This window comes from Klebsiella sp. C239 (assembly GCF_048822715.1).
GTDB lineage: Bacteria > Pseudomonadota > Gammaproteobacteria > Enterobacterales > Enterobacteriaceae > Klebsiella > Klebsiella quasipneumoniae.
This window is the reverse complement of record NZ_JBMEZK010000001.1, coordinates 345,880-371,979: the sequence shown is the minus strand read 5'-3', so window position 1 is coordinate 371,979 and position 26,100 is coordinate 345,880. Positions and strand designations below refer to the sequence as shown.

General features: G+C 58.5%; 20 protein-coding genes and 1 pseudogene. 8 read left to right on the top strand and 13 right to left on the bottom strand.

Annotated elements, in window-relative coordinates:
• Positions 1 to 122 precede the first annotated feature (122 nt).
• Positions 123 to 2,420 (bottom strand): beta-glucosidase BglX, encoded by a 2,298-nt coding sequence (gene bglX / locus ACOI6Z_RS01725; protein WP_065812293.1) that lies wholly within the window; start codon positions 2,418 to 2,420, stop codon positions 123 to 125.
• A 194-nt stretch (positions 2,421 to 2,614) separates the two neighbouring features.
• Here bglX and dld point away from each other — a divergent pair, with 194 nt between their 5' ends.
• A complete protein-coding gene (dld, locus tag ACOI6Z_RS01720; RefSeq protein ID WP_065812292.1) occupies positions 2,615 to 4,360 on the top strand; it encodes a D-lactate dehydrogenase in 1,746 nt (581 codons plus the stop codon).
• Positions 4,361 to 4,445: 85 nt separating this feature from the next.
• Positions 4,446 to 5,000: a GNAT family N-acetyltransferase gene (locus tag ACOI6Z_RS01715; RefSeq protein ID WP_002912829.1), complete on the top strand. Its 555-nt coding sequence runs from the start codon at positions 4,446 to 4,448 to the stop codon at positions 4,998 to 5,000.
• A gap of 505 nt (positions 5,001 to 5,505) precedes the next feature.
• Here the strand turns inward: ACOI6Z_RS01715 and pbpG are convergent.
• Both pbpG and ACOI6Z_RS01705 read right to left on the bottom strand, forming a co-directional pair.
• On the bottom strand, positions 5,506 to 6,456 hold the full coding sequence (gene pbpG / locus ACOI6Z_RS01710; protein WP_074194602.1) for a D-alanyl-D-alanine endopeptidase: 951 nt from the start codon (positions 6,454 to 6,456) through the stop codon (positions 5,506 to 5,508).
• A 188-nt stretch (positions 6,457 to 6,644) separates the two neighbouring features.
• Complete coding sequence (locus tag ACOI6Z_RS01705) at positions 6,645 to 7,232, bottom strand: Yip1 family protein (RefSeq protein WP_032453512.1); 588 nt, start codon at positions 7,230 to 7,232, stop codon at positions 6,645 to 6,647.
• A 154-nt stretch (positions 7,233 to 7,386) separates the two neighbouring features.
• Here ACOI6Z_RS01705 and ACOI6Z_RS01700 point away from each other — a divergent pair, with 154 nt between their 5' ends.
• A complete protein-coding gene (locus tag ACOI6Z_RS01700) occupies positions 7,387 to 7,956 on the top strand; it encodes a DedA family protein (protein ID WP_023290430.1) in 570 nt (189 codons plus the stop codon).
• A gap of 32 nt (positions 7,957 to 7,988) precedes the next feature.
• Here ACOI6Z_RS01700 and mdtQ read toward each other — a convergent pair whose 3' ends face one another.
• Positions 7,989 to 9,428 (bottom strand): multidrug resistance outer membrane protein MdtQ, encoded by a 1,440-nt coding sequence (gene mdtQ / locus ACOI6Z_RS01695; protein ID WP_065812291.1) that lies wholly within the window; start codon positions 9,426 to 9,428, stop codon positions 7,989 to 7,991.
• A 128-nt stretch (positions 9,429 to 9,556) separates the two neighbouring features.
• Here mdtQ and ACOI6Z_RS01690 point away from each other — a divergent pair, with 128 nt between their 5' ends.
• A complete protein-coding gene (locus ACOI6Z_RS01690) occupies positions 9,557 to 10,291 on the top strand; it encodes a class I SAM-dependent methyltransferase (RefSeq protein ID WP_032453514.1) in 735 nt (244 codons plus the stop codon).
• Positions 10,292 to 10,324: 33 nt separating this feature from the next.
• On the opposite strand, the gene ACOI6Z_RS01685 is transcribed toward ACOI6Z_RS01690, so the two are convergent.
• The 5 genes and pseudogenes from ACOI6Z_RS01685 to dusC all read right to left on the bottom strand — a co-directional run bounded on the left by ACOI6Z_RS01685 (position 10,325) and on the right by dusC (position 17,378).
• Positions 10,325 to 11,719, bottom strand: coding sequence for a glycoside hydrolase family 1 protein (locus ACOI6Z_RS01685; protein ID WP_048297900.1), 1,395 nt, complete (start codon positions 11,717 to 11,719; stop codon positions 10,325 to 10,327).
• A 15-nt stretch (positions 11,720 to 11,734) separates the two neighbouring features.
• Positions 11,735 to 13,706 (bottom strand): annotated as a pseudogene (gene bglF, locus ACOI6Z_RS01680) (PTS beta-glucoside transporter subunit IIABC).
• Between the two features lie 29 nt (positions 13,707 to 13,735).
• On the bottom strand, positions 13,736 to 14,569 hold the full coding sequence (bglG, locus tag ACOI6Z_RS01675; protein ID WP_048336199.1) for a transcriptional antiterminator BglG: 834 nt from the start codon (positions 14,567 to 14,569) through the stop codon (positions 13,736 to 13,738).
• 155 nt (positions 14,570 to 14,724) lie between these two features.
• Positions 14,725 to 16,089 (bottom strand): carbohydrate porin, encoded by a 1,365-nt coding sequence (locus tag ACOI6Z_RS01670; RefSeq protein ID WP_072413738.1) that lies wholly within the window; start codon positions 16,087 to 16,089, stop codon positions 14,725 to 14,727.
• A 356-nt stretch (positions 16,090 to 16,445) separates the two neighbouring features.
• Positions 16,446 to 17,378 (bottom strand): tRNA dihydrouridine(16) synthase DusC, encoded by a 933-nt coding sequence (gene dusC, locus ACOI6Z_RS01665; RefSeq protein WP_023290437.1) that lies wholly within the window; start codon positions 17,376 to 17,378, stop codon positions 16,446 to 16,448.
• Positions 17,379 to 17,736: 358 nt separating this feature from the next.
• Here dusC and ACOI6Z_RS01660 point away from each other — a divergent pair, with 358 nt between their 5' ends.
• The 4 genes from ACOI6Z_RS01660 to sanA all read left to right on the top strand — a co-directional run bounded on the left by ACOI6Z_RS01660 (position 17,737) and on the right by sanA (position 20,893).
• Complete coding sequence (locus tag ACOI6Z_RS01660) at positions 17,737 to 18,141, top strand: CidA/LrgA family protein (RefSeq protein ID WP_023290438.1); 405 nt, start codon at positions 17,737 to 17,739, stop codon at positions 18,139 to 18,141.
• The gene (locus ACOI6Z_RS01655; protein WP_004201621.1) at positions 18,131 to 18,826 is read left to right on the top strand and encodes a CidB/LrgB family autolysis modulator; all 696 of its coding nucleotides are present in this window, start codon (positions 18,131 to 18,133) and stop codon (positions 18,824 to 18,826) included. The genes ACOI6Z_RS01660 and ACOI6Z_RS01655 overlap by 11 nt, the downstream gene beginning before the upstream one ends.
• A gap of 128 nt (positions 18,827 to 18,954) precedes the next feature.
• Entirely contained in the window at positions 18,955 to 19,839 is an 885-nt protein-coding gene (gene cdd / locus ACOI6Z_RS01650) for a cytidine deaminase (RefSeq protein ID WP_048336202.1), read from the top strand.
• Positions 19,840 to 20,176: 337 nt separating this feature from the next.
• On the top strand, positions 20,177 to 20,893 hold the full coding sequence (gene sanA, locus ACOI6Z_RS01645) for an outer membrane permeability protein SanA (protein ID WP_004201624.1): 717 nt from the start codon (positions 20,177 to 20,179) through the stop codon (positions 20,891 to 20,893).
• 70 nt (positions 20,894 to 20,963) lie between these two features.
• On the opposite strand, the gene mglC is transcribed toward sanA, so the two are convergent.
• The 4 genes from mglC to galS all read right to left on the bottom strand — a co-directional run bounded on the left by mglC (position 20,964) and on the right by galS (position 25,946).
• Positions 20,964 to 21,974 carry a galactose/methyl galactoside ABC transporter permease MglC gene (gene mglC, locus ACOI6Z_RS01640; protein ID WP_002912871.1) on the bottom strand — a complete coding sequence of 337 codons (1,011 nt, stop codon included), beginning with the start codon at positions 21,972 to 21,974 and terminating at the stop codon, positions 20,964 to 20,966.
• Positions 21,975 to 21,989: 15 nt separating this feature from the next.
• Complete coding sequence (mglA, locus tag ACOI6Z_RS01635) at positions 21,990 to 23,510, bottom strand: galactose/methyl galactoside ABC transporter ATP-binding protein MglA (protein WP_004201625.1); 1,521 nt, start codon at positions 23,508 to 23,510, stop codon at positions 21,990 to 21,992.
• Positions 23,511 to 23,628: 118 nt separating this feature from the next.
• Entirely contained in the window at positions 23,629 to 24,627 is a 999-nt protein-coding gene (gene mglB / locus ACOI6Z_RS01630; RefSeq protein WP_023290441.1) for a galactose/glucose ABC transporter substrate-binding protein MglB, read from the bottom strand.
• A gap of 296 nt (positions 24,628 to 24,923) precedes the next feature.
• A complete protein-coding gene (gene galS, locus ACOI6Z_RS01625) occupies positions 24,924 to 25,946 on the bottom strand; it encodes an HTH-type transcriptional regulator GalS (protein ID WP_023290442.1) in 1,023 nt (340 codons plus the stop codon).
• Between the last annotated feature and the right edge of the window lie 154 nt (positions 25,947 to 26,100).

The following is a 26,100-nucleotide window of genomic DNA, read 5'->3' as shown; positions in this document are numbered from 1 at the left end:
TTCTTTTGCGCTTCGCTTACAGAAGCTTAAGAGAAAAGCGTAGTCCATTTGCCAGCGATACGAAAAAGAAAAGGCCGATTAATCGGCCTTTAACGTGTGACGTTGGGCTTAAGGGCTCTGCCTTACAACAGCTCAAACTCGCTCTGCTGCACGCGGGCGGAGTCCACGCCGATAAAGACATTGAATTTGCCCGGCTCAGCGACGTATTTCATCTGCTGGTTCCAGAACTTCAGCGCGTCGACGTCGATCGGGAAGCTGACGGTTTGCGTTTCACCCGGCTTGAGGGTGACCTTTTTAAAGCCGCGCAGCATTTTCACCGGCCGGCTCATGGAGGCGGTGACGTCCTGCAGATACAGCTGAATGACCGTCGCCCCTTCGCGTTTGCCGGTGTTGGTCACCTGCACGCTGGCGGTCACGCTGCCGTCGCGCGGCAGGGTGGCCGACGACATAGTGACATCGGAGACGCTAAAGGTGGTGTAGCTCAGGCCGTAGCCAAACGGGTACAGCGGGCCGTTGGCCTCATCGAAGTAACGCGAGGTGTACTTGTTCGGCTTCTCCGGATTATACGGCCGACCGGTATTCAGATGGCTGTAGTAGGTTGGGATCTGCCCCACCGAGCGCGGGAAGGACATCGGCAGCTTGCCCGACGGGTTATAGTCGCCAAACAGCACGTCGGCGATGGCATGCCCGCCTTCGGTGCCGGCAAACCAGGTCTCCAGCAGCGCATCGGCTTGCTGATCCTCTTTCACCAGCGCCAGCGGACGGCCGTTCATCAGCACCAGCACCAGCGGTTTGCCGGTGGCTTTGAGGGCGGCAATCAGATTGCGCTGGCTCTGCGGCAGGGTGATGTCGGTCCGGCTGGAGGCCTCATGGGCCATCCCCTGCGCCTCGCCCACTACGGCGACCACCACGTCGGCTTGCTTCGCCGCCGCGACGGCTTCGTCGATCATTTCCTGCGGCGAGCGCGGGTCAACCTGCACTGCTTTCTCATACAGATTGAGGAAATCGACAATGCCTTTGTCGTCGGTAACGTTCGCCCCTTTGGCGTAAATCACTTTGCCGTTATCGCCCAGCGCTTCTTTGATGCCGGTCAGGACGGTCACCGACTGATCGGCCACGCCCGCCGCCGACCAGCTGCCCATCATGTCGCGTTTGCTGTCCGCCAGCGCGCCCACCACCGCGATAGTGCCGGATTTTTTCAGCGGCAGCGTATCGAGACGGTTTTTCAGCAGCACCAGGCTCTCGCGGGCCACTTCGCGCGCCTCTTTACGATGCAGACGGCTTTCCGCGTTGGTGTCCTGCGGGTCAGAATCTTTTGGTCCCAGGTGGCTGTACGGATCGTTGAACAGCCCCATGTCATATTTGACGTTGAGCACGTGACGGGTGGCGTCATCCAGCTCAGCCATGGTCACCTTGCCGGATTTCACCAGCCCCGGCAGGTATTTGCTGTAATACTCGTCGCTCATGCTCATGTTGATGCCGGACTTCAGCGCCACGCGCACCGCGTCTTCCGGGTCGGAGGCCACGCCGTGCTTGATCAGCTCTTTGATGGCGCCGTGGTCGGAAACCGTGATGCCTTTAAAGCCCCACTGGTCGCGCAGGACATCTTTCAGCAGCCAGGAATCGGCGGTCGCCGGGGTGCCGTTCAGCGAATTCAGGGCCACCATCACCGCGCCGCTGCCGGCATCGAGACCGGCTTTATACGGCGGCATATAGTCGTTGAACAGACGCTGCGGGCTCATGTCGACCGTGTTGTACTCTTTCCCGCCCTCCACCGCGCCGTAGGCGGCGAAGTGCTTGACGCTGGTCATCACCGAATAGCGGTCAGCAGGGCTCTTGCCCTGCATCGACGCCACCATCGCCTGGCCCATCATCGTGGTCAGATACGTGTCTTCCCCGAAGCCTTCGGAAGCGCGTCCCCAGCGCGGGTCGCGGGAGACGTCGACCATCGGCGCCCAGGTCATGTTCAGCCCGTCATCGGCGGCTTCATAAGCTGACACGCGGCCCACGGTTTTCACCGCGTCGAGGTTAAACGACGAGGCCAGACCGAGGCTTATTGGGAAGACAGTGCGCTGGCCGTGCAGCACATCGTAGGCAAAGAACAGCGGGATCTTCAGGCGGCTAAGCTGCATCACCTGATCCTGCATGACGCGGATATCCGGACGGGTGACGGTGTTAAAAATCGCTCCCACCTGGCCCGCTTTGATCATCTCGCGGATCGCTTCTTTCGGGTTATCCGGGCCGACGCTTATCAGACGCAGCTGCCCGATTTTCTCGTCCACGGTCATTTTTTTCAGCAGGTCGGTAACAAAGGCATCCCGCGCCTGCGGGGTCAGGGGGTGGTTACCAAACAGTTCATCCGCCAGCGCGGGTTGCAGCGCCAGACTCACGGCGACGCCTACAGTGCAGAGCCATTTCATTGTTATCTCGCTTTTTCTCAGACGGGGACTTGGTAAAACATAATAAAAACCGCAGTTTGCCATATATATAAACAACGCGCCCGCAGAATGCTAAGGTTCTTCTCTGATTTTTGCGAAACATTCATGCATCAAATTGTCATACAAAGCGCTATGCTTATCCTCGATATTTCGCGCACCACCACAAGGAGTGGAACATGTCATCTGCACCCACTAACACCCATAAAACGTTTCTGGCTGACCTGGCGCGCCTGGTTGGCCCTGCGCATCTGCTGACCGACCCGGCAAAAACCCAGCGCTACCGCAAAGGCTTCCGCTCCGGCCAGGGCGAAGCGCTGGCGGTTGTCTTTCCCGGCACCCTGCTGGAACTCTGGCGCGTGCTCAACGCCTGCGTCGACGCCGATAAAATCATTTTGATGCAGGCGGCCAACACCGGCCTGACCGAAGGCTCCACCCCCAACGGCAATGATTACGATCGCGAGATCGTGATTATCAGCACCCTGCGCCTGGATAAGCTGCATCTGCTGGACAAAGGCGAGCAGGTGCTGGCCTGGCCCGGCACCACTCTCTATTCACTGGAAAAAGCGCTGAAACCGCTGGGGCGCGAGCCGCACTCGGTGATCGGCTCATCGTGCATCGGCGCGTCGGTGATCGGCGGGATCTGCAACAATTCCGGCGGCTCCCTGGTGCAGCGCGGGCCAGCCTATACCGAGATGTCGCTGTTCGCGCAGATTGACGCCGACGGTAAGCTGAAGCTGGTCAACCATCTTGGCATCGATCTCGGCAGTACGCCGGAGCAGATCCTCAGCCGACTCGACGACGAGCGGATCAGCGATAGCGATGTGCTGCACGATGGCCGTCACGCCCACGATCACGACTATGTTACCCGCGTGCGCGATGTCGATGCCGACACCCCGGCGCGCTACAACGCCGACCCGGACCGCCTGTTCGAATCCTCCGGCTGCGCCGGTAAACTGGCGGTTTTCGCCGCGCGTCTCGATACCTTCCCGGCGGAAAAGCGCCAGCAGGTGTTTTACATTGGCACCAATCAGCCGCAGGTATTGACCGAGATCCGCCGCCATATCCTCGCCGAGTTCCAGCATCTGCCGGTGGCCGGGGAATATATGCACCGCGATATTTACGATATCGCCGAGAAGTATGGCAAAGACACCTTCCTGATGATCGACAAGCTCGGCACCGACAAAATGCCGTTCTTCTTCACCATGAAGGGGCGCACCGACGCGATGCTGGAGAAAGTGTCGCTGTTTAAGCCGCACTTTACCGACCGCTTTATGCAGAAGCTCGGCCACGTCTTCCCGGCGCATTTACCGGAGCGGATGAAAACCTGGCGCGACAAATATGAACACCATCTGCTGCTGAAGATGGCCGGCGACGGCATCGAAGAAGCGCAGCGCTGGCTGACAGCGTACTTCCAACAGGCCGAGGGGGAGTTCTTCGCCTGCACGCCGGAGGAAGGCAGCAAAGCGTTCCTCCATCGCTTTGCCGCCGCGGGCGCGGCGATCCGCTATCAGGCGGTGCATGCTGACGAGGTGGAAGATATTCTGGCGCTGGATATCGCCCTGCGCCGCAACGATACCGAGTGGTTCGAACATCTGCCGCCGGAGATCGACAGCCAGCTGGTGCATAAGCTCTACTATGGCCACTTTATGTGCCATGTGTTCCATCAGGATTACATCGTCAAGAAAGGGGTCGACGCCCATGCGCTGAAGGAGCAGATGCTGGCGTTGCTGAAAGCCCGCGGCGCCCAGTACCCGGCGGAGCATAACGTGGGTCATCTGTATGAAGCGCCGGAGAGCCTGCAGCAGTTCTATCGCCAGAACGATCCGACCAACAGCATGAACCCGGGGATCGGCAAAACCAGCAAGCAGAAATACTGGGGTGAAGCGGCCCCGGCGCCAGTCTCCCCGACGGATCCGCAATAATCGGCGGCAGGACTATTCAGCCTGGCGCTTCTGTATTACGCTGCACGCCGGAGAATGTTTCTCCGGCAGATTCAGGAGCGCCGCCATGCCTGCAGAGGCCCCGTTACTCGACAGTGATTTAGAAATTCGTGAAGCGCTGCCCGACGATGCGCACGCCATCGCCGCGCTGTATGTCTGGCACGTGCTGAATGGCCGCGCCTCCTTCGAAGAGATCCCCCCCACCGTTGACGAAATGCGTAAACGGATCCAGACCGTGCGCGATAACGGGCTGCCCTGGCTGGTAGCGCTGTGGCGCGGGGCTATCGTCGGCTACTGCTACGCCACTTTCTATCGCCCGCGCCCGGCCTATCGCTACACCCTCGAAGAATCGATCTACGTGGAATCCGGAATGGGCGGGCGCGGCATCGGCAGCGCGCTGCTGTCGCGGCTGATCGCCGAATGCGAGAAAGGCCCATGGCGGCAGATGCTGGCGATCATCGGCGATGGCCATAACAATGCCGGCTCGCTGGCGATCCATAAAAAGTTCGGTTTTACCGTGGCAGGTCAGCTGCGCAGCGTCGGCTATAAGATGGGCGACTGGCGGGATACGTTGATTATGCAGCGCGCGCTGGGTGACGGCGACTGGACGCTGCCGGAGTAATATTCGGCGTTACATCCCGCGGCTCGCGGCATAAACGCCCCAGCCCGATCGCCCGGCGGCGCTGCGCTTGCCGGGCCTACTAAGGGGCGGAACCCGGCGCCAAATAATGTAGGCCGGATAAGGCGTCCGCCGCCATCCGGCACAAACGCGACACTCGGCGTGATTGCCCGGCGGCGCTGCGCTTGCCGGGCCTGCGAAGGGGCCGAACCCGGCGGTAAATAACGTAGGCCGGATAAGGCGTTAGCCGCCATCCGGCACAAACGCGGCACTCGGCGTGATTGCCCGGCGGCGCTGCGCTTGCCGGGCCTACTAAGGGGCGGAACCCGGCGCCAAATAACGTAGGCCGGATAAGGCGTCCGCCGCCATCCGGCACAAACGCGGCACTCGGCGTGATTGCCCGGCGGCGCTGCGCTTGCCGGGCCTACAAGACCTGATAACCCTTTGATATAAATGCATCTTTATCCCGGATAAGGCGCAATGCGCCGTCATCCGGGGCATATGCAGATTAATCGTTCTGCGCGGTCTGGGCGCCGCCTTTCAGCATCGCCTCCGCCATCTGCGCTTCGCGCTGCTTTTTATAGCTCAGCGCCGAAGCCGGGACTGGCATCACCTTCCCGGTCTCGATCCACGTCCGCAAACGGCTGGCATCGGCGAAGTGGGTATATTTGCCGAAGGCATCCATCACCACCAGCGCCACCGGACGTTGGTTAATCACCGTGCGCATAATCAGGCAGTGGCCGGCAGCGTTGGTGAAGCCGGTTTTGGTCAGCTGGATGTTCCAGTTGTCGCGATACACCAGATGGTTAGTGTTGCGGAACGGCAGGCTGTAGGCCGGATGGGCAAAGGTGGCGGTCTCTTCTTTGGTGGTGCTCAGCTGGCCAATCAGCGGATACTGCTCGCTGGCGATCAGCAGTTTGGTCAGATCGCGGGCGGTGGAGACGTTATGCACCGACAGACCGGTGGGCTCCACATAGCGGGTATGGGTCATACCCAGCGCCTGCGCTTTGGCGTTCATCGCGCGAATAAAGGCGTCGTAGCCGCCCGGATAGTGATGCGCCAGGCTGGCGGCCGCGCGGTTCTCGGAAGACATCAGCGCCAGCAGCAGCATATCGCGGCGGCTGATCTGGCTATTGAGACGCACGCGGGAGTAAATCCCCTTCATTTCCGGAGTATGGCTGATATCCACCGTCAGCATTTCATCCAGCGGCAGATGGGCATCGAGTACCACCATGGCGGTCATCACCTTGGTGATCGACGCCATCGGGCGCACCAGATCCGGCTGGCTGGCGTAGATGATTTTTTTGGTGGCCAGATCGACGATCATGGCGCTGCCGGAAGCGATGTCCGGCTGCGAGGCGGTTACCGCCGTCGGGGTTTTTGCTAACGCCTGGGGCGCAAAAGGCACAGCCAGCAGCAAGGTCAGGCTGAGCAAAGAGACTCGGAATTTCGGCATCATGGGCATTCTGAAAAGTATTTTTGCACGTTATGGAACGTACGCCGCGAGGTTAAGTGGGCAACTTCGCTGGCAAACGCCATCATACCGCGCCGTAAGGCCCTGTGCCTAATAAGAATCGTGAAGAAATGCTGCATTGCCGACATAAAATACATATTTGCCGGCAATGCATATTGACCCGTTTCGTCCGATCAGAACAGTCGGTAGCCATACCCCCATAGCACCACGGTGATCGCCAGCAGTACTTCCAGCACCAGCACCCCGATGGCCAGGGTCGAGCTGGCGAAACTGAGCCCCTCTTCCCGGTTAATGCTCAGGAAGGTCGGGATCCCGAGATAGAGCAGATAACCGGTATAGAACAGGGCAACGGTACCGATCAGCGCGCACAGCCAGACCAGCGGATAGAGCGCCACAATCCCGCTCAGGAACAGCGGCGTGGCCACATAGCCGGCAAAGACCATGCAGCGTTTCAGGGAAGGCTGCTGCGGATATTGCCTGGCCATCCACCAGATAACCCGCCCCATGATCGCCACCCCGGCCAGCATCACGGCATAAAACAGGACAGCCAGCGCCAGCCCGGTCCACATCGACAGTTTAATAATGGTGCCGTCACCGAAGTTCCAGCCCAGCTGCGTGGTGCCGATAAAGGCGCAAACCACCGGAACCGCCGCCATCAGCAGCACATGGTGCGTATAGTGATGAGAAATGGTTTCATTCTCGCTCTTTATCACGCTCATCTCCCGATTGGGATGAGCGAAGAGCCCCCAGACATGGTTCATAGCGTCCCCCTTGTCACGGCTTCGTACTGCACTGATCCAAGTATAATTCACCCTGTAGATTATTTTGTGTACAGCACAAAAAATCTGCGTTCGACGCGTTTTGGCCTGCAGGGTGTATGATTAACAGGTGATGAGGTAAGGAGATAAGCTGTTTATGGATATCAATCACCTGATTTCCCAGTATGGCTACGCGGCGCTGATCGTCGGCAGCATGGCGGAAGGTGAGACCATTACCCTGCTGGGCGGCGTCGCGGCGCATCAGGGGCTACTGAAGTTTCCCCTGGTGGTGATCGCTGTCGCCCTCGGCGGGATGATTGGCGATCAGTTGCTCTATCTGCTTGGTCGCCGCTTCGGCGGGCGCATTCTGCGCCGTTTCGCCAGCCAGAAGGCGCGGATCAGGAAAGCCCAGCGCATGATCCAGCACCGGCCGTGGCTGTTTGTCATCGGCACCCGCTTTATGTACGGCTTCCGGGTGATCGGCCCCCTGCTGATCGGCGCCAGCCGCCTGCCGCCGCGCATTTTCCTGCCGCTGAATATTGCCGGGGCGCTGGTGTGGGCTCTGCTGTTTACCACCATAGGCTATCTTGGCGGCGAGGTGGTTGGCCCGTGGCTGCACCACCTCGACGCCCATCTGAAGCACTGGATCTGGCTGATCCTCGCGGTGGTGGTGGTCGTGGCCGCCCACTGGTGGTTCAGGCGGCGCGAAGGGAAGAAGAAAGACTGAGCGGCGCGCCCGCTAACGCGCCGGGTGGCCGGTTACTTCACCGCCTGGTGGTAGCCGCCGCCGAGAGCCGAGGTCAGCTGAATGCTGGCGTCAATCCACTGGCCGTGCAGGCGCAAGGCGGTGATACGCTCCTGCAGCGCCGGGAGCTTCGCCATACTGACCCGGGAGCCGGGCAAGATCCCCGCCGCCATCCGGGCCTGCGCCAGGTCCACCACCCGCTGGGCGTCTTTTTCAACCTTCTGCTGCTGTTGGCTCTTGGCCATCAGCGTCTCGACCTGGCTGGCGGTTTTCGCCACCTGGTTGACGGCATCCACCACCGCTTTGTTGTACTGGGCGATGGACAGGCTGTTCTGCGCGCTGGCGATATCCAGATTGGCATTGAGGCGACCGCTGTCGAAGATCGGCAGCGTCAGTCCGGCGGTGACGCCCATCTGCTGCGCCGAATGGCGGAAAAGATCGCTTAAGTGCAGGGCATCCTGCTGCAGGAACGCCATCAGATTGATGTCCGGGTAAAACGCCGCCTTCGCCGCGTCCACTTCGCTCAGCGACGCCTCGATATACCAGTGAGCGACCTGCAGATCCGGACGACGCGCCAGCAGCTCATAGCCAAGGGTGTCCGGCAGCTGCGCGCTGACCGTCGGCAGGCTGGCGGGTTTGAGGTTTAGCGACTGGCTCTGGCTGTTGGTCAGGGCCATCAGCCGCGCTTCAATCTCTTTCATCGTGCCCGCCACGTCCGCCAGCTGCTGGTCGGTTTTGCTGACGTTAATATCGTTTTCCGCCCCTTCGGCGGAGTTGGTGATCCCGCGCTGATACAGGGCCTTGTCGACCGTCACGATATTATTTTGCTCGTTTTTCACCTGCTGCAGCACCGCTTTGATCGCCGCTTCCGTCTGCCACTGCCAGTACAGGCGCGCCACGCTGCCGGAGAGCAGCTCGCGGGTCTGAGCCTGCTCGGCCACCTGGGCTTTCAGCTCGCCGATGCGGGCTTTCACCAGCGCACGGTTTTTGCCCCACAGATCGAGATCCCAGCCGGCGGTCAGGCCGAAGGTACCGTTGGTGTACCACGGGCCGGTATTGCCGTCGGTGTCGGTGGCGAACGGCCCCATCAGGCCTTCGGCCGACATGCGTTGACGTTCGATGTCAGCGGAGAAATCCATCTCCGGGCCAAGATTCGCCTGCGACATTCTGGCCTGCGCTTCGGCAAGCCTGATGCGCTGTTCGGCAATCTGCATATCCGGTGCGTTGGCGAGCGCGCGCTGAATCAAATTATCCAGTTGGGCATCGTGGTAGTCTTTCCACCAGTCGGTCTGCGGCCAGCCGTTTTTGACGGCGGCGGGAAGATCCATGGCAACGTGGGAAGCCGGAATTTGCTGCTGCGGCGGACGAGCAACCTCATGGGAAGGCGCGCAGCCTACCAGCGCGATGGCCAGGGGCAAGGCCGCCAGCGCGCTATTATTTAATCTCAATTTCATTAGACAGGTCAGATAACATAATCAGGTGAGTGATCATAAGTTAATTGAATTAAACGCGTTTAGTAAAGCGTGTGACTAAATTATTAGTTAGCTAAAAATAAACAAACTTATCAATTCAAGGGATGAATATGAGCCAGAATATTTATGACGATCCGCACTTCTTCGCCGGCTATGCAACCCTCGATCGTTCGGTGAAAGGGCTGGATGGCGCACCGGAGTGGCCTGCCCTGCAGCAAATGCTGCCGCCGCTAGCCGGTTTGCGGGTGGTGGATCTCGGCTGCGGCTACGGCTGGTTTTGCCGCTGGGCGCAGCAGCAGGGAGCCAGCCAGATAATGGGTTTTGATATCTCCCGGCGTATGCTGGCGCAGGCACGGGAAATGACCCGCGGGGATGAGATTGACTACCGCTGCGCCGATCTGCAAACCCTGACGCTGCCCGCCAACAGCTGCGATCTGATCTACAGCTCGCTGGCCCTGCATTATTTACCCGACATCGCCCCGCTCTTCTCCACCCTGCAGCAGGCGCTGGTCCCTGGCGGTATCCTGGTTTTTTCTGCCGAACATCCCATCTATACCGCGCCGCTGCAGCAGGGATGGCAGGTGAATGAACAGGGGCAAAAGAGCTGGCCGGTCAGCCACTATCAGCAGGAGGGGGAGCGCGTCAGCAACTGGTTTGCCGAGGGCGTCATTAAACAGCACCGCAAACTCTCGAGCTGGATAAACGCGCTTATCGCCGCCGGTTTTGTGCTGGAGCAGCTGGATGAGTGGGGACCAGGCGCCGAACAGATTGCTCAACAGCCCGCCCTGGATGAAGAGAAAGAGCGGCCGATGATCTTTTTACTGCGCGCGCGTAAACCGGCTTAATCCCCCGCCCGACGATGGCCGGGCGGAGAAGCGTTACGCTTTCAGGCTGGCGCCGCGGCTGGCAATCACCTCTTTATACCAGTCAAAGCTCTTCTTCTTACTGCGCGCCAGGGTGCCGGTGCCGTCATCATGGCGGTCGACATAGATAAAGCCGTAGCGCTTCGACAGCTCCGCCTTCGAGGCGCTCACCAGGTCAATCGGTCCCCAGCTGGTAAAGCCCATCAGCTCAACGCCATCGTCAATGGCCTCCCGCGCCTGCACCAGATGGTCGTTCAGGTAGCTGATGCGGTAGTCATCGTTAATGCTGCCGTCGGCTTCCACCTTATCTTTGGCGCCCAGACCGTTTTCCACGATAAACAGCGGCTTCTGATAGCGATCCCACAGCACGTTCAGCAGCGTACGCAGGCCCAGGGGGTCTATCTGCCAGCCCCACTCCGAGCTCGCCAGGTGCGGGTTCGGCACCATGCTGAGAATATTGCCGCGCGCCTGCTGGTTCAGCGCCTCATCTGCGGTGACGCACCCGGTCATGTAGTAGCTGAAGGAGATAAAATCGACGGTGGTTTTCAGCGTGTCGCGATCGGCCTCGGTGATGTCGAGCGTGATGCCGTTGTCGCGGAAAAAGCGCTGCATATAGCCCGGGTACGCCCCGCGCGCCTGCACGTCGCCGAAGAACTGCCAGCTGCGGTTCTCCTGCAGCGTCTCGAACACATCTTCCGGTTTGCAGCTCAAGGGATACATCAGCCCGCCGAGCAGCATATTGCCGATTTTGCCCTCGGGCACCAGCTCGTGACAGGCTTTGACCGCCAGGGCGCTGGCCACCAGCTGGTGGTGAATGGCCTGATATACCTCGCCTTTGCTGCTGCCGGCCGGCAGGCCGACGCCGGTCATCGGGGCATGCAGCGACATATTGATTTCGTTAAAGGTCAGCCACAGTTTGACCCTGTTTTTATAACGGCTGAACACCGTCCGGGCGTAGCGCTCAAAGAAGCCAATCACCTCCCGGCTACCCCAACCGCCGTAGTTTTTCACCAGCGCCCACGGCATTTCATAATGCGACAGCGTCACCAGCGGGGTGATGTTGTGCTTCGCCATCTCGTCGAACAACTTGTCGTAGAACACGAGTCCGGCTTCGTTCGGCTCGGCGTCATCGCCGTTGGGGTAGATACGGGTCCAGGCGATGGACACCCGCAGGCAGTTAAAGCCCATCTCGGCAAACAGGGCGATATCTTCCGGGTAACGATGGTAAAAATCGATCGCCACATCCTTAATCCCGCTGTCGCCGGGTACGCGCTCGACCACTTCGCCGAAGACGCCGTGCGGCTGCGCATCGGAGGTGGATAACCCTTTGCCATCTTCCAGGTAAGCCCCTTCCACCTGATTCGCCGCGGTCGCGCCGCCCCATAAAAAATCTGCCGGGAATGTTTTCATCTCTCTCTCCTGTGATTAATGGCTGACTGACAACAGCGGCTGACCGGCTTCGACGGCGCTGGGCGCCACCGTGTCGATCTCACGATAGTCATCGCTGTTGCTGATAATAATCGGGGTCGCCAGGTCGTAACCGGCGTCCAGAATTGCCTGACGATCGAACTCAATCAGCAGATCGCCGGCCTGTACTCTGTCGCCCTCTTTCACATGCGCGGTAAACGGCACGCCGTCGAGTTTGACCGTGTCGATGCCGACGTGGATCAGCAGCTCAATGCCGCTGTCGCTCTGCAGGCCGATGGCGTGTTTGGTCTGAAACAGAGAGGCCACTTCGCCGGTGAACGGGGCGATGACTTTGCCTACCGCCGGGATAATGGCGACCCCTTTCCCCAGCAGGCCGCTGGCGAAGGTGCTGTCCGGCACCTGATCGAGGGCGATGACGCTGCCGCTTATCGGCGCCAGAATGTCGTTTGCCGAGACCGGCGCTACCGCCACGGCGCCCGGCGCGGCGCTGGCGCGCGGCAGGCCGGCGAAGAAAGTTAAGCCACAGGAGATAATCAACGCCGCGAAGATGCCCACTATGCCGCCCCAAACGGTGCTATCAAGCCCTTGGGGCGGGATCATTTGCGCCACGGTAAAAATGTTCCCGAAGCCAAATGAATAGACGTTAGCGTTACTGAAACCCACAATAGCGCCGCCGATGGCGCCCGCCACGCAGCCGAAGATAAACGGCCGGCGCAGCGGCAATGTTAAGCCATAGATAGCGGGCTCGGTAATGCCGAAGATGCCCGCTGAAAACGCAGAACCGGCCAGCACTTTCTGACGGGCATCGCGGGTTTTCAGCAAAATACCCAGCACCGCGCCGACCTGCCCCATAACGGCTGGCAGCAGCATGGGCAGCATGGAATCATGGCCAAGCACCGTCAGATTGTTAATCATCAGCGGAATCAGTCCCCAATGCAGGCCGAAGATCACACAAACCTGCCACAGCGCGCCCATCGCCGCTCCCGCCAGCCACGGCGCCACCGCGTAGATAATCTGATACCCCTGGGCCAACAGATGACTGAGCCAGGTCGCCAGAGGGCCAATCAGCAGAAACGTCAGCGGAACCACAACGGCGAGACAAATCGCCGGCGTAAAAAAGTTTTTCATCGATGACGGCAGCAGCGCGTTGCTCTTGCGCTCCAGCCAGCAGCAGACCCATGAGGCGAGAATAATCGGGATCACCGATGAGCTGTAATTAATAAAGGTCACCGGGATGCCGAGAAAGTGCTCCACCGCCGCGCCCGGCGCCTGGCTGGCCTCAAAGGCCTGAATCATCAGCGGGTGGGTTAACGCCCCGCCGATCACCATCGAGACAAACGGGTTACCGCCAAATTTTTTACCGGCGGTGTAGCCGAGAAACAGCGGGAAGAAAAAGAACAGCGCGTCGCTGGCGGCAAACCAGATTTTATAGGTTCCCTGTTGCGGGGTCAGCCAACCGCAGACGACCGCCAGCGCCAGCATCCCTTTCAGGATACCGGAGGCCGCCAGCACGCCGATAAACGGCGTGAAAATTCCCGACACGACATCGATGATCTGCCCCAGCAGCGACCCTTTTTCAACGCTTTCCGCCACCGGTTCGCTGTCGTCGCTTAACCCTGCCTCCTGACGCACCGCCAGCCAGACGTCGTGAACGTGGTTGCCAATCACCACCTGAAACTGGCCGCCGCTCTCCACCACCATAATGACGCCCGGGTTGGCCTTCAGCCCTTCGGCATCGGCTTTGCCGTTATCTTTCAGCTTAAAACGCAGACGTGTCGCACAGTGAACCAGACTCACAATGTTCTCTTTGCCGCCGACGCGGCGGAGAATATCCTGCGCGAGTGCTTTATATTCCATGCTCTTTTCCTTACTGCCGCTGTCCGCAGACAACCGGCGACTGAGTAGTAAAAATAAAAAAAACCCGAGAACCACGCCGGTAGGCGTCGCGCTCAGGTTTTGCCTGCATCATGCAGTAACAATCCAGTTTTGTCGGGGGACTTAGCGTCCCTCTTTTCTTACCCGTTCAATATGAATGGCAAGAAACATAATTTCTTCGGTGGTCAGCGCCCGCTGATACTGCTTTTGCAGATGCGTCGCCACCGTTTCCGCGCACTTCCACGCTTTGGCGTAGTTGTCTTTCACCGCGCTGTGCAGCGAGACGTCGTCATCTTCCACCACCGTGCGGGTCAGCATCCGCTGAGCGAAAAACTTCAGATGGGTGACGAAACGCTGATAGCTCAGCGACTCCTCGTCGTAGTTCAGATGCAGCTGATACTTCACCAGCTGCAGGATCTCCTGCATCACCCGGGTCACGTGCATGACCTCCGGCATTTCGCTGTTGAGCTGCGCCGTCACCAGATGGAGGGCGATAAATCCGGCTTCATCCTCCGCCAGCGCCACGCCGAGCCGTTTGCCAATAATGGCCCTTGCCTCCTGGCCCAGCGCGAACTCCTTCGGATAGAGCCGCTTGATCTCCCACAGCAGCACGTTACGCAGTGCGATGCCCTTTTTCTGCCGCTCGATAGCAAAGTGACAGTGATCCGTTAACGTGATGTACAAACTTTCCTGTAACTTGCCCAACCGCCCGCGCGCCAGGTCGATAATGCGATCGCAGGTGGTCATCACTTCTAACGGAATCTGACTGAGCAGTTCACCTAAGCGGCCGACCAGTTCATCACTTTGTAAGGCGAAGACTTTTTCAATTTTGCTGTCGTCCAGCGCGTCGCCCGGGCGTTTCTGAAAGGCCAGCCCTCGCCCCATCACCACCTGTTCGCGCTGGTGTTCGTCAAGAACCACCACCACATTGTTATTGAGTACTTTGGCGATTTGCATATTGACCCCAGAAACAAAAAAACCTGACCCCCGACGAAACGCCAGGTAATCAGGTTTTGCCTGCCGCAGCAGTTGCAATCCAACGCCAGCACTGTAACAACTTCTGCTGCGCGCTCAACCTGACAAGTGAAAAAACGTGATTAAGATCGCGACTATCAGAAGGTCACGACGGTTTTCCACTCCACCACCCACGCGTCCTGGGTCTGCGCAACGCCGCCCGGACGGTGCCAGTACTGCAGGCCCGGCTGCAGCTCCAGCCAGGAGACTGGGCGGAAGCGATAATAGAGTTCGCCGTTCAGCGAGTGGCCGGCCACCGGCTGCCAGGCCGGATCGTTATAGTCGGCGGCGCCGCTGAGCTGGTTCATGTAGCGCTGATTGCGCGCGTAGTGGCTGCTCATGTCGATCCACGTCAGGCCGAAGCCGATCCAGTCCTCCGGACGGGCGTCAAACAGCCCGCGGTAGCGCATCGAGGCGGCGACGGCGGAGTGGATATAGTTGCTGCGCTGGTCGCTGAGGCTGCCGCTCAGCGAGACGCTCATTCCCCGCAGCGGATCGTCGGCGTGGCGGGTAATCTGCTGGTTCAGGCCGGCGTACATAAACCAGGTGCTGTCGTGCTCGGCGTAGCCCTGCGGGTCCGTCGCCCCGGCGCCGCCGGATTTGCCGCTGTAGAGGTCGCTTTGCGGCGCGTTAGTCCAGACCACGCCGAGGTTATAGGCTCCCGGCAGGCCATTTATCAGCGGACGGGTTTCGATCTCCATCGGCAGTAAAATGCCTTTGCTGCCCTTCGTCGACCAGCTCCAGGCATGGCTGCGCGCGGTAGCCTGCGGGTTTTGCTCCATCACCCCGCCTTTGAGGGTGACCGTCGGCGTCAGCTTGTACTCCAGGGTGGTGCCCCAGGTGTGGATGTTCCAGTTATTCCAGGTCAGCGAGTTGGCCGATTTGCCGCCGCACTGGGTCAGCAGCTGGAAATCGCAGGGAATGATCTGGTCGAAGGTTTGCACCTTGTTCATCATGCCGATGCGCCAGGTCAGGCGACGGTCGTCAAAGCTGCGGGCGAAGGTCAGCCAGCCGAGACGGGTGATCGACCCGCCGCCCCAGCTCTCCTGCGACAGATCGTTGAAGCTGACCCGCGGATCCTGCAGCCGTTTCGTGGTGAGGTTATCATCGTGGTTGCGGTTGACGATGTTGCCCTCGAGACGGGCGTCCGGTATGCCGGTCCAGCGCTCCAGATCCTGGGTAAAGGTCAACGACACCTGGTCAATATAGGCCAGATGTTTATCGTGGTTATAACCGCCGCCGGCGTTGTAGGCCATCTCGTTAAGATAGCCGAGATTATAATGAAAGCCGTTCTCTTCAAGGATTGGACGAATGCCCAGCATATCGCCCAGCAGCCCTGGCTGTCCGGCTTCAAACCCCAGCACGCTGCCGTTCCACGCCGGGGTTTGCGCCGCGTTCACGACGGGCGCCATCGCCGCCAGCGCCGCGCCGATAAAAAGCTGATTTATTTTTTTGTTATACATTGTGATCTCCACCGTGACTGAATAAAAACAAAGGGGATCCCCAGGCTATTTATTTACCTGTTTTCTTTTTTAAAAAATGAATGGCAAGGGGCCTCCTTCGGTAATAAAACCGCGACCGTGCCAGAGAAAAGATGAATGACAATCTCTTGTTTTACGTCATCATTTACCCACCGTTAAATTTTGGCCAAAAAAAAACCTAAGCACTTGCCGCCACGAATGACGGAAGTGCTTAGGTTTTGCCTGCGTTCAGTAGCAATCCTGAATTGATTGACCGCACAGTATCACTTTATTTCACTCATGCCTATCATCAATAGGCAGACAAGTAATAATATGTGAAGCGAATAACAATATGGCGCTTAATAGCGGGCGATCGCCGCCGCTATTTCAGCAGAGGTTTGCAGGGCGCGAATTTCATTAAACAGCGTCAGCGCCTCGGTATATTCCTTGCGTAAATAGCCCAGCCACTGTTTAATTCTCGCCACATGATACAGGCCGGTATCGCCCTGCTTTTCCAGACGGGTATATTTTTGCAACAGCTGAACCACCTGCGGCCACGGCATGCGTGGTTCGTTGTATTTGATCACCCGGCTGAGGTTCGGTACGTTGAGCGCCCCGCGGCCAATCATCACCGAATCGCAGCCGGTGACGGCCATACAGTCCTGAGCGCTTTGCCAGTCCCAGATTTCGCCGTTGGCGACTACCGGAATGGTCAGGCGCCGGCGGATCTCGCCGATGGCCTGCCAGTTGATGCGCTCCGCTTTGTAGCCATCTTCTTTAGTGCGGCCGTGGACCACCAGCTCGCTGGCCCCCGCCTGCTGCACCGCGTCGGCGATTTCAAAGCGCCGTTCGCCACTGTCCCAGCCGAGACGAACTTTCACCGTCACCGGCAGATGTCCGGGCACCGCCTCGCGCATCGCCTTCGCGCCGCGATAGATAAGCTCCGGATCTTTCAGCAGCGTCGCCCCGCCGCCGCTGCCGTTCACCAGCTTCGACGGACAGCCGCAGTTTAAATCGACGCCCCACGAGCCCAGCGCCACCGCGCGGGCGGCGTTTTCCGCCAGCCACTCGGGATATTGCCCCAGCAGCTGGACGCGCACGCGGGTACCGGACGGGGTGCGGCTTTGATGATGCAGTTCCGGGCACAGCCTGTAGAACGATTTAACCGGCAGCAGTTGATCCACCACCCGCAGAAACTCGGTGATGCACAGATCGTAATCGTTCACTTCGGTCAGCAGCTCGCGCACCAGCGAATCGAGCACGCCTTCCATCGGCGCCAGTAGTACACGCATATCGTTACCCGGAAAAAAAAGAGGCGCTATGGTAGCGCCTCCGGGCGTTGGTTGAAAGTGCTCAATGCGTCCCGCCTGCCGTACGCCATTCCCCATTCGGCGAATGCGGCAAAGCGAGGAGATAATCTCTATGCTTTACAGGAGTCTGCGGCATCTCATACCGCCTTCATTTGCCGCTTCTCTTCCAAAAAGGTAGCGTGGGACCCGATATACCCAAAGCTGCGAGCTGTCAGGTCCTGCCGGGAGAGGCTATTGTTCCCGTACGCTATCAGCGCTATGCATAGAATTCATGATGTGATCGGTAGCACATTTTAGGGATTAATTGTATGATGAATGCACTTCATCAAGGGTTATTACCATGAGTAAATCGCTGACTATTATCTGGCACTACCTGCGGGCTTTCGTCCTGATTTACGCCTGCTTATACGCCGGAATATTTATCGCCGGGCTGCTGCCCATCACCATCCCCGGCAGCATCATCGGCATGCTGATCCTCTTCGTGCTGCTGGCGCTGCAAATTATGCCGCCGCAGTGGGTCAACCCCGGCTGCAATATCCTGATCCGCTATATGGCGCTGCTGTTCGTGCCGATCGGCGTCGGCGTGATGCAGTACTGGGATCTGCTGCGCGCCCAGCTGGGGCCGGTCGTCATCTCCTGCGCCATCAGCACGCTGGTGGTGTTTGTGGTGGTGAGCTGGAGCTCCCACCTGGTGCACGGCGAACGCAAAGTGATTGGGCAAAAGGAAAAGAAAAATGATGCATGAAATCTGGTGGTCGCTGCCGCTAACCCTGATCGTCTTTTTCCTCGCCCGCAAACTGGCGGCCCGCTTCAAATTCCCGCTGCTCAACCCGCTGCTGGTGGCGATGGTGGTGATAATCCCGTTTCTGCTGCTGACCGGGATCTCCTATGAGCGTTACTTTGCCGGCAGCAAGATCCTGAACGATCTGCTGCAGCCGGCGGTGGTCGCGCTGGCCTTCCCGCTGTATGAACAGCTGCACCAGATCCGCGCGCGCTGGAAATCGATCATCACCATCTGCTTTATCGGCAGCTGCGTGGCGATGATCACCGGCACCACCGTGGCCCTGCTGATGGGCGCCACACCGCAGATCGCCGCCTCTGTTCTGCCCAAATCGGTGACCACGCCGATTGCCATGGCGGTAAGCGGCAGTATCGGCGGCATCCCGGCCATCAGCGCCGTGTGCGTGATTTTTGTCGGCATCCTTGGCGCGGTATTCGGCCATACCCTGCTCAACCTGATGCGTATTCGCACTAAAGCGTCGCGCGGCCTGTCGATGGGCACCGCCTCGCACGCCCTCGGTACCGCGCGCTGTGCGGAACTGGACTATCAGGAAGGGGCGTTCAGCTCGCTGGCGCTGGTGCTGTGCGGGATCATCACTTCGTTGATGGCGCCGTTTTTATTCCCGCTGATCCTTGCGGTAGTGGGATGAAATGTGATTCAAATCACACTTATCAATGCAACAATGAAAAGTTGCATTAGCAATGAGACGTAAATCACATTTGAAACCCCTTGACGCCCGTACACTGGTTTCCCATTACACTGTTATGAGGCAACGCTATGCACTCACGTTTTCAAGCTGCTTTGACGACTCTGGCAGCAGACCTGCAGGCGGCCATCGCCCCGATGCTCGCCGACCCGCACTTCCCGGCGCTGCTCGAAGCCGATCAGGTGGCGATGCTGCAACAGGCGACAGGTCTGGACGAAGACGCGCTGGCCTTTGCGCTACTGCCGCTGGCCGCCGCCTGCGCGCGCGCCGACCTTTCCCACTTTAACGTCGGGGCTATCGCCCGCGGCGTCAGCGGCCGCTGGTACTTTGGCGGCAACATGGAGTTTCTCGGCGCCACCATGCAGCAGACCGTCCATGCGGAGCAGAGCGCCATTAGCCACGCCTGGCTGCGCGGTGAAACCTCCCTGCGCGCTATCACGGTGAACTACACGCCGTGCGGCCATTGCCGTCAGTTTATGAACGAACTGAACAGCGGACTGGCGCTGCGCATTCATCTGCCCGGTCGCGAAGCCCATGCGCTGCAGCACTATCTGCCGGATGCCTTCGGCCCGAAAGACCTGGAGATCAAAACCCTGCTGATGGACCACCAGAACCACGGCTTCCCGGTCAGCGGCGATGCCCTGTCCCAGGCGGCGATTGAGGCCGCTAACCGCTGCCACGCGCCGTACAGCCACTCGCCTTCCGGCGTAGCGCTGGAGCTGAAAGATGGCACCCTTTTCAGCGGCAGCTATGCGGAAAACGCGGCGTTCAACCCGACGCTGCCGCCGCTGCAGGGGGCGCTGAATCTCCTCAGCCTCAACGGCTATGATTATCCGGACATCCAGCGGGCGATCCTGGCGGAGAAAGCCGATGCGGCGCTGATTCAGTGGGACGCCACCGTCGCCACCCTGAAGGCGCTGGGCTGCCACAATATCGAGCGCGTGCTGTTAGGTTAATCAGCCTGAGCAGATGGCCGGATGGCGGTTTCGTCTAATCCGGCCGACCTTTTATGCCGTTATGTTGTCGGGTGGCGCTCCGCTAACCCGACCTACCATTCGCGCCATTGCGAGCTGAAGATCGCGATGGCTGCTGAAACTGCCGACCTGACAGCCTCAAAGTCGCTGAGACGTTCCCGGAGGGCCGGAGAACAGGTTGCGGCTACGCCTTACCCGGTCTGGGATCGGCGATCGGTCCATATTGCTGAAAATCCCCGCAATTAAACGCGGGTTTCTTGCGCTTACCCGGCGGGTAAAGTAGCCTGAAGACTCCGTTGTCTATTATTGAGCCAAGTTCATGTTAAAGCGTGTGTTCTACAGCCTGTTAGTCCTGCTCGGCCTGCTGCTGTTGACCGTGCTGGGTCTTGACCGCTGGATGAGCTGGAAAACCGCGCCCTATATCTATGACGAGCTGCAGGACCTCCCCTACCGCCAGGTCGGCGTGGTGCTGGGCACCGCTAAATACTACCGCACCGGGGTGATCAATCAGTATTACCGCTACCGCATCCAGGGCGCGCTCAACGCCTACAACAGCGGCAAGGTCAACTATCTGCTGCTGAGCGGGGATAACGCCCTGCAAAGCTACAATGAACCGATGACTATGCGCCGGGACCTGATTAAAGGCGGCGTCGATCCGGCGGATATCGTGCTGGACTATGCCGGTTTCCGCACGCTCGACTCGATCGTCCGCACCCGCAAAGTGTTCGACACCAACGACTTCATTATCATCACCCAACGCTTCCACTGCGAACGGGCGCTGTTTATCGCCCTGCATATGGGGATCCAGGCTCAGTGCTACGCGGTGCCGTCGCCGAAGGATATGTGGAGCGTGCGGCTGCGCGAATTCGGCGCCCGCTTCGGCGCGCTGGCGGACCTCTACATCTTCAAACGGGAACCGCGCTTCCTCGGTCCTTTAATCCCGATTCCGGCGCAGCAGCACGACGTGCCGGATGACGCCCAGTCCTACCCGGCGGTCACCCCGGAGCAGCTACTGGAGCTGCAGAAAGAAAAGTAGCCTCCATCAACGCATCCGTTTCAGATATAAAAAAACCCGCGCCAGGCGCGGGTTTTTACTCAGGCAAAAATTACTTCTTACGGGCGTATTTCAGGGAATCCAGCGCCACGGCGAAGATAATGATCGCCCCCTTAATGATGTACTGCCAGTAAGGGTTAACGCCGATATAGGTCAGGCCGTAGTTGATCACGGTGAAGATAATCACCCCGGTCACCACGCCGAATACGGTCCCTACCCCGCCGCTGAACGATACGCCGCCCACCACGCAGGCGGCGATGGCGTCCAGTTCGTACATAAAGCCGAGGTTATTGGTCGCCGAGCCGATACGACCGGCTTCCAGCAGGCCGCCGAAGGCGTAGAACACGCCGGAGAGGGCGTAAATCATCAGCAGGTTCAACGCTACGTTGACCCCGGAGACCTTCGCCGCTTCCGGGTTACCGCCGATAGCGAAGATGTTTTTGCCAAAGCGCGTCTTGTTCCACAGGATCCAGACAAAGAAGACGGCAATCAGCGCGTAGAAGGTGATGTAGGACAGGCGGAACGAGCCCAGCGCCACAAACCCCTGCGCGAAATGGGAGAAATGGCTGTCGAAGCCGGAGATCGGCGACGCGCCCACGAAGTCGTAGTACAGCGAGTTAATGCCGTAGACGATGATCATGGTCCCAAGGGTGGTAATAAACGGCGTCACGTTCAGATAGGCAATGACGATCCCGTTAATCAGGCCGATGACCGCCCCGATGGCGCATACCAGCAGGATGACCAGCGGGATCGGCATGGTCGCCATATCCGGGAACACCTTGTTGGCATTATCCACCGCCTGCAGCATGGTTGCGGCAATCACCGCCGCCAGTCCCACCTGACGGCCGGCGGAGAGGTCGGTGCCCTGCGTGACGATCAGTCCGGCCACCCCGAGGGCAATAATAATACGCACCGAGGACTGGGTCAGAATATTACTCAGGTTGAGCAGACTTAAAAATGTCGGATCCTGGAAAATAATAATGGCCAACAGGACCAGAAGGACGACATATATCCCACCCTCTTTCAGGTAAGTGAGAAAACTCTTTTTATTTAACGCACTCATATGAAGCCCCTGATCTTAAAGGTGCAATGACGCAAGACGCAGTATTTCGTTTTGCGTGGTGGTTTTAGTCTCAACAATGCCCGCGACCAGGCCGTTGCTCATCACCAGAATGCGGTCGGTAATCCCCAGCAGTTCCGGCATTTCGGAGGAAATAATAATGATCCCTTTATCTTTTTTAGCCAGCTCGGCAATCAGCTGATAGATCTCGAATTTGGCGCCGACGTCGATACCGCGCGTCGGCTCGTCCAGCATCAGGATCTCCGGCTGGGTCAGCAGCCAGCGGCCAATAATGACCTTTTGCTGGTTACCACCGGAAAGCGAACCAATCTGCGTATGCTGGCCGGGGGTTTTAACGCGCATAGAGTCAATGACCCATTGGGTATCGCTCTTCATCCGCGAGTTATCCAGCAAGCCGACGCTGTTTTTATATTTCTTAATATTGGAGATCAGCGAGTTAAAACCGATATCCAGATAGGCGTAAATCCCGGTGGAGCGCCGCTCCTCGGTCACCAGCGCAAAACCGTGGTTAATCGCCTCATTGGCGCTGTGGTTGTTGATCTTCTTCCCGTGCAGGGTGATGGTGCCGCTGGCCTTCTCACGGATCCCGAACAGGGTCTCCACGATGTCGGTACGCTTCGCGCCCACCAGACCGGCGATACCGAGAATTTCGCCCTTATGCAGATCGAAGGAGACATCGCGAATGGACGGCTGGCGCAGGGAGGTAAGATTGCGCACCTGGAGGATCACTTCTCCCGGGGTGTTTTCGCGATCCGGAAAGCGCTGGTTGAGCGAACGCCCGACCATCATGGCGATGATCTTGTCCATATCCAGCCCTTCCAGCGGCTGGGTGGCGATCCACTGGCCGTCGCGAAGGATGGTAATTTCATCGCACAGCTGGAAAATCTCTTCCATTTTGTGCGAGATATAGACGATACCGCAGCCGCGATCTTTCAGCTTGCGGATGATCTTAAACAGATGGTTGACCTCTTTTTCCGTCAGCGAGGACGTCGGCTCGTCCATGATGACGATTTTGGCGTCATAGGAAAACGCCTTGGCGATCTCAATCATCTGCATCTGGGATACCGATAAGGTACCGACGCGGGCGCGCGGGTCGATATCAATATCCAGCTCATCAAATATGGCCTTGGTGTCCCGGTACATTTTGTCCTGATCGACAAACATACCTTTAGTGGGATAACGCCCGAGCCACATGTTGTCCATGACCGAACGCTGTAAGACCAGGTTTAATTCCTGATGTACCATCGAAATACCGTTTTCCAGGGCTTCTTTCGCCGAATGGAAATCGATCTCTTTTCCCTGAAAAAGAATGCTGCCGGAATCTTTTTGATAGATCCCAAAAAGGCATTTTAATAATGTCGATTTACCGGCGCCGTTCTCACCCATTAACGCATGAATGGAGTGCGGACGAACCTTCAGGTTGACATTATCAAGAGCCTTGACGCCAGGAAACGATTTGTTGATGTTGGTCATTTCCAACAAATATTCGCCTGACCGTTCGCTATTATTGCTGACCATAGTTATACCTGGCTGCGTTCATGCACGCCCCGTCCGGCGCAATAACGCCAGCAGGAGTCTGGTTCTGTATCAGGAATAATCGGGCGTGGATAACCCACGCCCGCAACTCACATCACGATTATTTGCCGGTAAACTGGCTCAGGTTGTCTTTATCGACGCCCACATAGGGGACGCGAACAATCTTGTTGTCAATTTTCCAGTTGGTGCCTGCCGCAGCGTCTTTTCCGTCGGCCAGGTTTTTCGCCAGATCGAAGGTCGCTTTCGCCTGGTTGTTAGCATCATTCAGCACGGTACCGGCCATCGCGCCGGATTTCACCAGCGCCAGGGCTTCCGGCAGCGCATCCACACCGAACACCGGAATGCTGCTCTTGTTGTGCGCTTTCAGCGCTTCAACCGCGCCCATCGCCATGGCGTCGTTGTTAGCGATCACCACTTCAATCTTGTTCGCATTCGGGCCGGAGAGCCAGGCGTCCATTTTGTCTTTCGCCTGGGCGGTATCCCACATGGCGGTGTCCATCTGCAGCTGCTGGGTCTTCAGGCCTTTATCATTCAGCTCTTTAATAACGTAGGTGGTACGCGCTTCCGCATCCGGATGGCCCGGCTCGCCTTTCAGCAGGACGTACTGGATCTGGCCGTCTTTATTCAGATCCCAGTTCGGGTTGGCTTTCCAGTGCTTGGCGATCAGATCGCCCTGAATAATCCCGGATTCTTTCGAGTCGGTACCGACGTAATAAGCTTTGTCATAGCTATCCAGCGCTTTACGGGAAGGCTCTTTGTTGAAGAACACCACCGGAATGTTCTGCCCGCGCGCTTTTTCGATGACCGTTCCCGCCGCAGCCGGGTCAACCAGGTTGATCGCCAGGGCTTTCACGCCTTTCGCCAGCAGCACGTCAATCTGATCGTTTTGTTTCGACTGGTCGTTCTGCGAGTCATTCATCAGCAGCTGGACGTCAGGCGCGGATTTGCCATCTTTTTCAATCGCCTTACGCACCACCGACATAAAGTTGTCGTCATATTTATAAATCGTCACGCCGATACGGGTATCTGCTGCGTGTGCTGCGGCGCCAAATAACAGACCAGCCATTACAGCAGAGAGGGTAAACACCTTCTTATTCATGGAATCTCCGGTTTTATTATGCAGGGTCATTTTTGTGAAAAAGTGCGGGCGGGATTTGTTGCATTAGTGTTACCGCACAACGCATTTCACGACGAAAATTCGGTCTTCCGTGTCGGGTAACGCTCCAGAAAAATACGACTCTAATACTCGTTTAACGCCTTGTTCCTACTGAAGAAAGTGAGGATTTCCCATCACCTCGCGGTTCAGACTGGTAAACGCTGCCATCATAATCAGGTGAATGTTAATATACTGTGAATTTACTCACAAATTGAAAGCGGTTACATCCCGCCGCCACTTCAGTTAGTGATCGGCCCCACAGTTTGCCGCTGGGCAACGGAGTGACGGCGCACCAGGGTGGGCATAAAGCAGTGCGTCGCCTCGCGATCCAACTTGCCGGCCGCCCCCAGCAGCGCCAGCTCGGTGGCCAGCTTCGCCATCGACATCACCGGATAGCGCACGGTGGTCAGCTGAGGATCGGTGTAACGGGAAATAGGAATATCATCAAAGCCAATCAGCGACAGATGCTGCGGCACGACAATGCCGTTGTCCTTCAGCGTGGTCAGCGCGCCGGCCGCCATGCTGTCGTTATAGGCGAACACCGCAGTGAGACCGAGATTCCGCCCCAGCAGTTCGACCATCGCCGCTTCGCCGCCCTGCATGTCCGGGGAGCCGGAGCCGACCCAGCTGTCCGGGGCGATGATGCCCTGCTCCTGCAGCGCTTTGCTCCACCCTTCCCGGCGCATATCGTCGTCTTCAATGCCGTGATTGGAGGAGAGATAACCGATGCGCTGGTGGCCGTGATTGAGCAGCATGCGGGTAGCCATCAGCGCGCCGCTAACGTTGTCGAGGCCGACGCAGCGATGGGCAAAGCCCGGCACGATGCGGTTGATCAGCACCATTCCCGGGATATGTTGCATAAAGTCGCTCAGTTCAGCATCGCTGAGCGCTTTAGAATGGACGATCAGCGCCGAGCAGCGCTGGCGGATCAGCACCTCGATGGCATGGCGCTCTTTTTCCGCCTCGTGGTAGCTGTTGCCGATCAGCACATACTTATGATGCTGCTGGGCGACGGTATCCACCGCTTTCACCAGCGCGCCGAAGAAGGCATCGGAGACGTCCATCACCACCACGCCGATGGTATCGCTGACCTGGGTGGCCAGCGCCTGGGCGTTGGCGTTGGGCCGGTAGCCCAGCTGGGTCACCGCTTTCATCACCACGTCGCGCGTATCCGGACTCACCAGCGCGCTATTGTTCAGCACCCGCGACACGGTGGCCACGGATACGCCCGCCTGGCGGGCGACATCACGAATGGTGATCATACTCAGCGACCTTAAGAGAATTACAGCACGTCACATTCACCTCCTGTGCTCAGCAAGGAGGCTATTCTGGCAGCGACCCGCGGTCCGCTACGTGAGTGAGGTCACACGGCTGGAAACGTTTACATCCGTTTTGTTAATGATTGTGATCGAGATC